Origin of the sequence: Psychrobacter sp. ENNN9_III (assembly GCF_001462175.1) — a bacterium.
In the GTDB taxonomy this organism is placed as follows: Bacteria; Pseudomonadota; Gammaproteobacteria; order Pseudomonadales; family Moraxellaceae; genus Psychrobacter.
This window is the reverse complement of record NZ_LNUO01000014.1, coordinates 1-8,706: the sequence shown is the minus strand read 5'-3', so window position 1 is coordinate 8,706 and position 8,706 is coordinate 1. Positions and strand designations below refer to the sequence as shown.

The following is an 8,706-nucleotide window of genomic DNA, read 5'->3' as shown; positions in this document are numbered from 1 at the left end:
AAAATTTTGTCAAAAAAAAACCGAGCATAAGGCTCGGTTTTGTAATGTTTCATTGCCATAAGGTGTCATAAGGTCGATATAACATCTAGCTCAGTATTTAGTTTAGAGGCACACCAATACGTTTAGCGACTTCTTCATAACCTTCGATCACATCTCCCAAAGATTGACGGAAGCGGTCCTTATCGAGTTTTTTCTTAGTGTTCTTGTCCCAAATACGGCAACCGTCTGGTGAGAATTCATCACCTAAGACGATGCGGTCATGAAAGACGCCAAACTCAAGTTTAAAGTCAACCAAGATAAGATCACCTTTATCAAACAAGTCTTTTAATACCTCGTTCACCTGATAGCTGATTTCTTTCATTTTAGCAAGCTGATCATCATTCGCCCAGCCCAAGGTTACGGCCAGTGACTCATTAACCATCGGGTCGCCTAGCGCGTCATCTTTATAAAACAGCTCAAAGGTTGGCGGCGTCAATACCTGCCCCTCTTCTAACCCTAAGCGGCGCACCAGACTGCCCGCGGCGTAGTTGCGCACCACGCATTCAACTGGCAACATGTCCATACGCTTGACCAGCACTTCATCGCTCGAGAGCTGTTTTTCAAAATGCGTCTCAATGCCAGCTTCGCTAAGTTTTTGCATAATAAAAGTATTAAAGCGGTTATTAACCTCGCCCTTACGTGCCAATTGTTCGATACGCTTGCCATCGAGCGCCGAGGTGTCATCGCGAAAGTGCAAAATTAAAAAATCGTTGTCCTCGGTTTCATAGACAGATTTGGCTTTGCCTTTATAGAGCAATTGTTGCTTTTGCATGGTAGAGGATCCTGTTCATTCAAACTTAGGTAATAAAAACGTGCAACCACGGCCAAAGTATTGGCTGCAATATAGTACGTAAAAGACTAGATTACTAATTAGCAGGGGCAGCAGTTACTGGAACCGCGCGTTCAGGCTTTGGTAGCCGATACTGCTTGCCTGATTCATTCTGTAGCTTGAGCGTGTTTGCTCCAAGATTTGGCGTAGGGTACAAAGGCACAAATGGTGCTGCTTCTTGGGAGACAGGCATCTCTAATGGCGCAAGCTTTTTACTATCTTGGTATTCTAAGCTGCCATTGTCACGCTTGCCAAGTAGCTCTTTGGTAGCCTGACAGCCACTTAATACTAAAGTGCTACTTAACACTAAAGTCACTATGGCGGTCAATCGTTTTGGGGTCGTTAATGATGCTTTCATCATATTATCTCTCAGAGTTAGCAATCGATACTTATTTAGATACGGCACGAATACTGTGCCTACCATATCTAATGATTGGTTTTTAGCCGATGTTTATAATAAACCTGCCTGTTCTAAGGCAGTATCAATCGTGGCATGATGTTCTTTGGCCAGCCATACTAGCGGTAAACGAATACCTGTATCTATCATACCCATTTTATGTAACGCATATTTTGCTGGAATAGGGCTCGACTCAATAAATAAATCACGGTGCAAATGCTTAACGACATCATGTACTGCATACGCTGTATCAAAATCTCCACGTAGAGCAGCTGAGAAGGTTTCACTCATCGCTTTAGGCGCGACATTGGCAGTTACTGAAATATTTCCTTTGCCGCCCACTTTCATCAAATCAAGCGCAGTGCCATCATCACCAGATAGAACCACCATTCTATCACCGACTGCTTTAATCAACTGCTCTCCGCGTTCAACAGAGCCAGTCGCATCTTTAATCGCCACAATGTTATCAATATCCGCTAGACGCTCTACGGTTTCTTGGGCAATATCGACAACCGTACGACCTGGTACATTGTAGAGCATCTGCGGCATATCCACAGCTTCGGCAATAGCCTTGTAATGCTGATACAAGCCTTCTTGAGGCGGCTTGTTATAGTAGGGTGCAACCAATAAAGCACAGTCCGCTCCAGCTTCCTTAGCATCTTGAGTAAGCTTGATTGCTTCCATCGTATTGTTAGCACCTGTCCCAGCAATGACTGGCACGCGGCCATTGACATGCTTGACAAAGTAGCAAATAACATCGCTATGCTCTTGCATAGACAAGGTCGCAGACTCACCTGTAGTCCCAACTGCCACAAGACAATGTGTGCCTTGCTCAATCTGCCAGTCTATAAGCTTGGCCAGACGTTTATAATCGACCGTACCGTCAGGGTGCATGGGTGTTACTAAAGCTACCATTGAGCCTTGTAGTCGGGTTTGGATGTCGTCGTATGCTGTACTCATAACTGTGCCTTACTGTATTGTCTTAGCTTTGATTAAAGCTATTACATGATAGGTCGTATGCAAGGACTACTGCCCTGCTTCATATTACTGCTGTTATAAATGCTCGATAGTGTAGCATATTTTGTTTTAGTCACTCACTAACAATTGAGCGTCAATTGGCTATTATTTGTAGAGAATAAAAACTTATGTTTTTTGCTACAAAAGTGCGTCTAACACCAAGTATTAACCTTGATAAAATTTTTACTTACTTTTAACGAATCGTCAATACATCAATGGTAGGACGACGGAGACGAAATGGCAACCCGCGCGTACCGATGCCACTACTGACAAATACTTGAGCGCTAGCATGCTGATATAAACCGCGTGCATTATCGAAGCCTGCATAAGAAAAAATAGTAGATTTGATACTAGCATCACCATTAGTGCGTTGCGGCTTGGGTAGGTTGCTCAGTTTCTCGCTAGATTTTGCTGATTTTGCCGCCGCTGCTATCAATAGCGGTCTTGGCTTTAATGCTTTTGGTAAATCCGTAATACTATCAAAGCGTGACGCCAAAATAACAACTGGCAGTACCGACTCCTCGATTTTAGTACATAGCTCCGCTTTGTTAGCTACTACGATGATATCGCTATCGGCAGCGTTATTTTGAGTAGGTTTGGGTAACTGAGATGTTTTTGCTACAGGGTTCTTACAAGATTGCTTAGCATTAAATTGTGGGCTGTTGCCTTTATAAGATGACGGCATATCTTGCCAGCCGCACAGCATCGCCACATGCGATGTCAGGTTTGAGCTTTGAGGTTGCGCACTTGGTGTGGCGTTTTTGGCGAGGTGAGTTGCAATCGGTGGTAGTAATCGGCACTGCTGACCAATATAGGTAATGTCGAGTACATCAAAAGCACAAGCCAAAGTATCTTCTAATAAAGGTTGACCTTGCTTGGTCGTATTCATCGACTGATAACGTAAATCCGAGATGCTCATGACGGTATAAACGGGCTTATTGACCCCTTTAAAAAGCATCAACTGCCCAACCAAATCAGCACCCGGATAACGGGCTTATTGACCCCTTTAAAAAGCATCAACTGCCCAACCAAATCAGCACCCGGATAATAAAGCCAATCACCGGTGATCAATACCGCATCTACCGATAGCTCATTAATCGTCGCCACAAGCTTGCGTATGTGTCGCGGTTTGCCACTATACAATCCAATACGTAAATCTGCTAATACGGCTACGGTCATGGCTGCTTTTAAGTCAATATCCACTGTCTGTCGATGTATACGTAAGCGAGTGGGCTGCACGATAACCGTATAAAAATACAACCCCATAGCTACTAACGCTATCAATACTAGCGATAATGGTAGCTGCGCCACTACCGAAGTCACGTTTTGTGTTCGATCAATCACTAACAGCAGTGCCCAAATCGGCATGGTATAGGCTGCATAATATAATGCCAACTTTGGCCAAATGCGCATAAAGCGCTTACTGGGGTTGGCATTAAAGGTCTGTAATCCTGACCACAATACCACGTACGCTAACAGTGCTGTTGCGATAAGCATACTTAGCGTATAGATGGTGTGGTCAATCATGAATACCTAGCTGTAATATAGACGTACAAAAATAAAGAAATACTGATTCTGACTAAAATCAAAAAACCAGCCATTATAAAGGGCGACGTCGATGATAAACAAGTCTCTTTGACGACCCTTTATGACCAGTTGTTATAGTTGGCCCTACTCGATACGCAGTCCGATAATCGCTGGTATCCCTTGACGCATCACTTCAATCGTCACCACGCCTTTAGTCGGTAGCGACGAGATAGCATCAGAGAAATCGCTTGCACTGGCTATGGGTTTTTGATGCAAATTGGTAATGATATCCCCTGCCATGATACCTGAACGCGCAGCCAGTCCTGTTGGATCAACAGCGGTAACGAGTACGCCAGTCTTATCATCGGTTGCAAGCTCCGCTTGCTCATCTGGCGTTAGATTACGCAGACGCAGGCCTACACGCACCTCGTTGTTTTGCTGATCACGGCCCTGGGCTTGGACATCACTTGGAGCCTGACTAAGCTTGCCTGAGACAGTCAACTGCTTACCATTACGTTGTACTTGTGCGCGAAAAGTATCATTGGGACGCGCGCGATTGATGAGGTTTAATAGGTCTGATGCTCGCATGATTTTGCTATCGTTATACTGCAAAATAATATCACCTGTTTTGAGTCCCGCCTTTTGTGCAGGTGAATCTGGCGATACGCGGGTCAAAAGCGCACCTTGTGGCCGTGCCAACTGATAGACCTCGGCCAAGTTACGGTCGATGTCCTGTGGATAGATGCCCAAGTAAGCACGCGCCACTTCACCGTTAGATTTGAGCTGCTCATAAATATCCATCGCCGCATCTATTGGAATTGAAAACGACAATCCCATGTAGCCTCCTGTACCACTAAATATCCGTGAGTTGATACCGATGACTTCACCGCGCTGGTTAAATAATGGCCCGCCAGAATTACCAGGGTTGAGAGCTACATCCGTTTGGATAAAAGGCACACTGGTCTCGCGTGAGAAGCTGCGTGACTTAGCACTCACAATGCCGGCGGATGCTGAGTAATCAAAGCCGAATGGTGAGCCAATCGCCAATACAGGCTCACCAACTTTTATAAGATTAGAGTCACCAATAGGTAGCGCTGGAAACTGCCTACCTGATACTTTTAATACGGCTACATCTGAGCGCTCATCACTCCCAATCAGCGTTGCATCAAGCTCTGTACGGTCATTTAAAGTGACCGTAATGTTATCTGCGCCTTCTACTACATGATGATTGGTAAGCATATAACCGTTAGAGGTCACAAAAAACGCGGTACCATAAGCATGTTCAATCGTTGGTGTCACCGCCTGTTCAGGGATACGTACGCGATCACCAAAGAACTTGCGCAATAAGTCAGCAGTTTGAGCTTTGGCCAGCTCAGCTTCACTGACAGTCTTGGTTACGTTGACCCGCGCCACGCCTGGCGTTACTTGCTGTACAAGATCAGAGAAGTCAGTAGTAATGACGGCAGCTTGCGCACTAGAGGCAGTCATAGCACTGATAGCTAATGCGCTGACACTTGTGGTCATCGCTGTACTTAGCATAGCTGTCAGTATACTGCGTTGTAGTTTGCGCTGTAGCGGATGAGATAGTGATTGGCCCTTCATCTTGTTATTCTCCATTTTAAACGTTCAATCATTTTGGCTTCTATAGTAAATACTAAATAAAATGGATACACAATCATATGACGCGTGACTGGTGCAAACCCTCTTGCTCATCTCGCTAGTTGGTAAAGGCTTCATAAAATTTATACCAGTCCCACTGTAACTTTTTTATATTGAGCTGACTATATTTTTATCGTATTTACACGTTTATCCCATTTATATTATGCAGTAGAACATTCTTCATAGCTATGTGCCTGCTTCTTTATGCGTGGATGAGTTACCTAAACGAGTATAGAAAAAATCGGTTTATAAGGTGTTCACTTATACTGGCATTTACTACTGCTGCTAGTAGCTCGATATACTTATACGTAAAGTACGTTTCACACAAGCTAAATTAAATCATGGTATGATAACAAACCAAATAAATCTATTAACAAACAAAAGTTTGCATTTAAAATTATGCTATTTTTACAAAGTTGTCAAATGACAATCTTTATTTCTATTGGTTTGCCCTATCTGTTTGAGCATTATAAGATGACTTATAGCTGTTTTTGAACGCTTTTTCCTATTATATAGATTTCTACTACTATTTTTGCCGATTGCACTATATGGCATGATTACCCCTGTATGATAACCAATAGTAATAAATAAAACCGTTATAACCGTTTGCAATAACCATTTACTATCATAGTCTTAGGGTCTATTTGACGTTTGCAAGAAGCCATTGTTAGATTGTGAGCGCCCCTTAACGTATGTACAGTATGACAAGCTTATAAAAGGATTAATTTATGGATACCGCCCTACTGTTATCCGGCGTGGTTGGGATCGGCATCGCGGCCCAATGGTTGGCTTGGTACTTAAAGCAACCGTCCATTTTGTTTTTGTTGCTGATCGGCATTATTGTCGGTCCAGTATTGGGTTACTTTGACCCTGATTTGGTTTTAGGCGAGCTTATGTTCCCTATTATCTCTTTGGGTGTGGCCATTATTTTGTTTGAAGGCTCGTTGACACTTGAGTTTGATGAAATCAAGCAGCATGGAACCGTGGTGCAGATGCTGGTGTCAATCGGGGTGATTATTACCATCGCGGTAGTGGCACTATCGACCTATCTGTTATTCGATGTTGACCCTCTAATCGCGTTATTATTTGGTGCTTTGGTTTGCGTGACTGGGCCAACGGTGATTATGCCGTTACTACGTAGTGTACGGCCAAATAAGACCATTTCTAATATTCTCAAGTGGGAAGGTATCATCATCGATCCTATCGGCGCGATTGCGGTAGTATTGGTGTACGAGTACATCATCTCAGGCGGTGAAGCCAGTAGCTTTTTATTGTTTGCCAAGATTGTCGTTTTAGCAACAGCACTCGGTATGGCGGGCGCTTGGGTATTAGCATTCTTAATGCGTCGTCATATGGTGCCTGAGTTTTTACGTAATGTCTTTACCCTTGCCTTTGTCTTAGTATTATTTTCGATATCGAACCATTTAGAGCATGAATCTGGTCTCTTAACCGTGACCGTACTTGGCGTGGCACTGGCAAACTGGCCAAACTTCCCGCGCGATACGATTTTGGAATTTAACGAATCGTTGACTGTTTTATTAATCTCTGTATTATTTATTATTCTTGCGGCTCGTGTAGAGCTGGCAAGTCTTATGAGCGTAGGTTTTGCAGGGATTATATTGCTGGCAATCGTAATGTTCATCGCACGTCCACTATCCGTTTGGGCGTCTTCTATTGGCTCCAACCTAAAGACCAACGAAAAGCTGATGATTAGCTGGATTGGTCCACGTGGTATCGTCGCTGCCGCCATCTCATCGCTGTTTGCCATTCGTCTGCAAGAGTACGACATTCAAGGTGTTGAGCTATTAGTACCGCTGGTCTTTATGGTCATCATCGGTACGGTCATGATTCAAGGCTTGGGCGCAAAAATGGTCGGTAATTTGCTGGGTGTACGTGAGCCTGCCACCAACGGTATTTTGGTCGTCGGCTCAAACCCAATCGCGTTGTTAGTAGCGACGTCTTTACGAGATCAAGGGTTTGATGTGATCGTGGCGCACAATAACTATACCAATATTGCCGGTGCTCGTATGAGTGGCCTACGCACTTACTTTGGTAACCCAGTCTCGGATCACGCCGACCATCATCTCGACTTAATCGGTATCGGCCATCTGTTTGCTATGAGTACAGATAAAGAGCTAAACACCTTATCTGAGATACACTACCGTCATGAGTTTGGTGAACAAAAAATATTTCGTCTAAAGTTCAGCGATGAAAAAGTCAAAAATGAACGTGATACTAAACAGGCAAATTTCCACTCACAGTGGCTGTTTGGCAAAGACGTCACTTATACCAAGCTTGCCAGCATGCTATCTAAAAAGGCGCGTATCAAGATTACCAATATCACTGACAGTTATAGCTTTGAGCAATATAAAGCGGATAACAAGCAATTTGTCCCTCTATATACGCTCGATAAAGAAGGCAAGCTTAGTGTGATTACGGACAAATTCGATGGCAATGTACCCCGTGATCGTAAGCTGGTCGCTTTGGTCGTCGACGACGATATACAGCCAAAGCCTGTAGATGTCACTGACAAGCAAGTACAAGCACGCGCCGTCGCTGATGCACATTTTGAAGCCAACTCAAAAGCGCCTGAAAAACGCAAAGAAAAAGAGATGATTGAAGAAGTAGGCGATGAATTGAAGCAGGACAATGCTACAGCAACCAAAACTGAGTTAGGTGATCAGAGACAAAGTCAACCGACTCAGTCGAATGCTGCATCAGTAACAGAGCCGCCAGCAGAGTCAGATGTCTCGGCCGCTAAAGAGAAACCAGGTAGCTCTGTAGCTAATAGTCAAGAGACTGTCGTCTCAGCATCTAAAGCCGCTAATAAAGCCACTGAGACTACAAAGCCCGCGCAAAAAACATCAAGCTCAGTCGCCGCGTTAAAAGCCAATGCCAACGGTAGTGGCAGCGCACCCAAGAATAAAAAAGGCTCGCTTGATCCAAATCGTCTACCTGATACAGACAAAAATACGGCTTCTAACAAAGCTGCTGATAGTGATGATAGCGCCGACTCCGTTGATACAACCTTAAATAAGAGACCGGACAATGCGGATAAATAGTCCAGATAAACAGTAACGTCAGTTTTTCATAGCAGCAATTTATCTTAATGCCATAAAAAACCCCAGCCATTAAAGCTGGGGTTTTTGTTTAGTAGGTTATAGACTACAGTCAGGTCAATATACAAAAGATACAGCGAGACTGGGATAAATTTTTTTGCCGCATCTGTCTGCGCAAG

The 8,706-nt window shown here is 43.9% G+C and carries 7 protein-coding genes; 1 reads left to right on the top strand and 6 read right to left on the bottom strand.

Features of this window, described 5'->3' with window-relative positions:
- Positions 1-97: 97 nt before the first annotated feature.
- The 6 genes from purC to PENNN9_RS00905 all read right to left on the bottom strand — a co-directional run bounded on the left by purC (position 98) and on the right by PENNN9_RS00905 (position 5,360).
- Entirely contained in the window at positions 98-811 is a 714-nt protein-coding gene (gene purC, locus PENNN9_RS00930; RefSeq protein ID WP_058367900.1) for a phosphoribosylaminoimidazolesuccinocarboxamide synthase, read from the bottom strand.
- Positions 812-905: 94 nt separating this feature from the next.
- Entirely contained in the window at positions 906-1,229 is a 324-nt protein-coding gene (locus PENNN9_RS00925) for a hypothetical protein (protein ID WP_227511675.1), read from the bottom strand.
- A gap of 90 nt (positions 1,230-1,319) precedes the next feature.
- Positions 1,320-2,225 carry a 4-hydroxy-tetrahydrodipicolinate synthase gene (gene dapA / locus PENNN9_RS00920; RefSeq protein ID WP_058367899.1) on the bottom strand — a complete coding sequence of 302 codons (906 nt, stop codon included), beginning with the start codon at positions 2,223-2,225 and terminating at the stop codon, positions 1,320-1,322.
- Between the two features lie 250 nt (positions 2,226-2,475).
- Entirely contained in the window at positions 2,476-3,243 is a 768-nt protein-coding gene (locus PENNN9_RS00915; protein ID WP_156410050.1) for a hypothetical protein, read from the bottom strand.
- Positions 3,240-3,809, bottom strand: coding sequence for a hypothetical protein (locus PENNN9_RS00910; RefSeq protein WP_058367897.1), 570 nt, complete (start codon positions 3,807-3,809; stop codon positions 3,240-3,242). The genes PENNN9_RS00915 and PENNN9_RS00910 overlap by 4 nt, the downstream gene beginning before the upstream one ends.
- Positions 3,810-3,953: 144 nt before the next feature.
- A complete protein-coding gene (locus tag PENNN9_RS00905; RefSeq protein ID WP_413771727.1) occupies positions 3,954-5,360 on the bottom strand; it encodes a Do family serine endopeptidase in 1,407 nt (468 codons plus the stop codon).
- An 836-nt stretch (positions 5,361-6,196) separates the two neighbouring features.
- Here PENNN9_RS00905 and PENNN9_RS00900 point away from each other — a divergent pair.
- Entirely contained in the window at positions 6,197-8,530 is a 2,334-nt protein-coding gene (locus PENNN9_RS00900; RefSeq protein WP_058367896.1) for a cation:proton antiporter, read from the top strand.
- The last annotated feature ends 176 nt before the right edge of the window (positions 8,531-8,706 follow it).

What these genes read in the sequence shown, in the direction of transcription:
- purC (WP_058367900.1), bottom strand. Translation starts at nt 811, where the DNA reads ATGCAAAAGCAACAATTGCTCTATAAAGGCAAAGCCAAATCTGTCTAT.
- PENNN9_RS00925 (WP_227511675.1), bottom strand. Translation starts at nt 1,229, where the DNA reads ATGATGAAAGCATCATTAACGACCCCAAAACGATTGACCGCCATAGTG.
- dapA (WP_058367899.1), bottom strand. Translation starts at nt 2,225, where the DNA reads ATGAGTACAGCATACGACGACATCCAAACCCGACTACAAGGCTCAATG.
- PENNN9_RS00910 (WP_058367897.1), bottom strand. Translation starts at nt 3,809, where the DNA reads ATGATTGACCACACCATCTATACGCTAAGTATGCTTATCGCAACAGCA.
- PENNN9_RS00900 (WP_058367896.1), top strand. Translation starts at nt 6,197, where the DNA reads ATGGATACCGCCCTACTGTTATCCGGCGTGGTTGGGATCGGCATCGCG.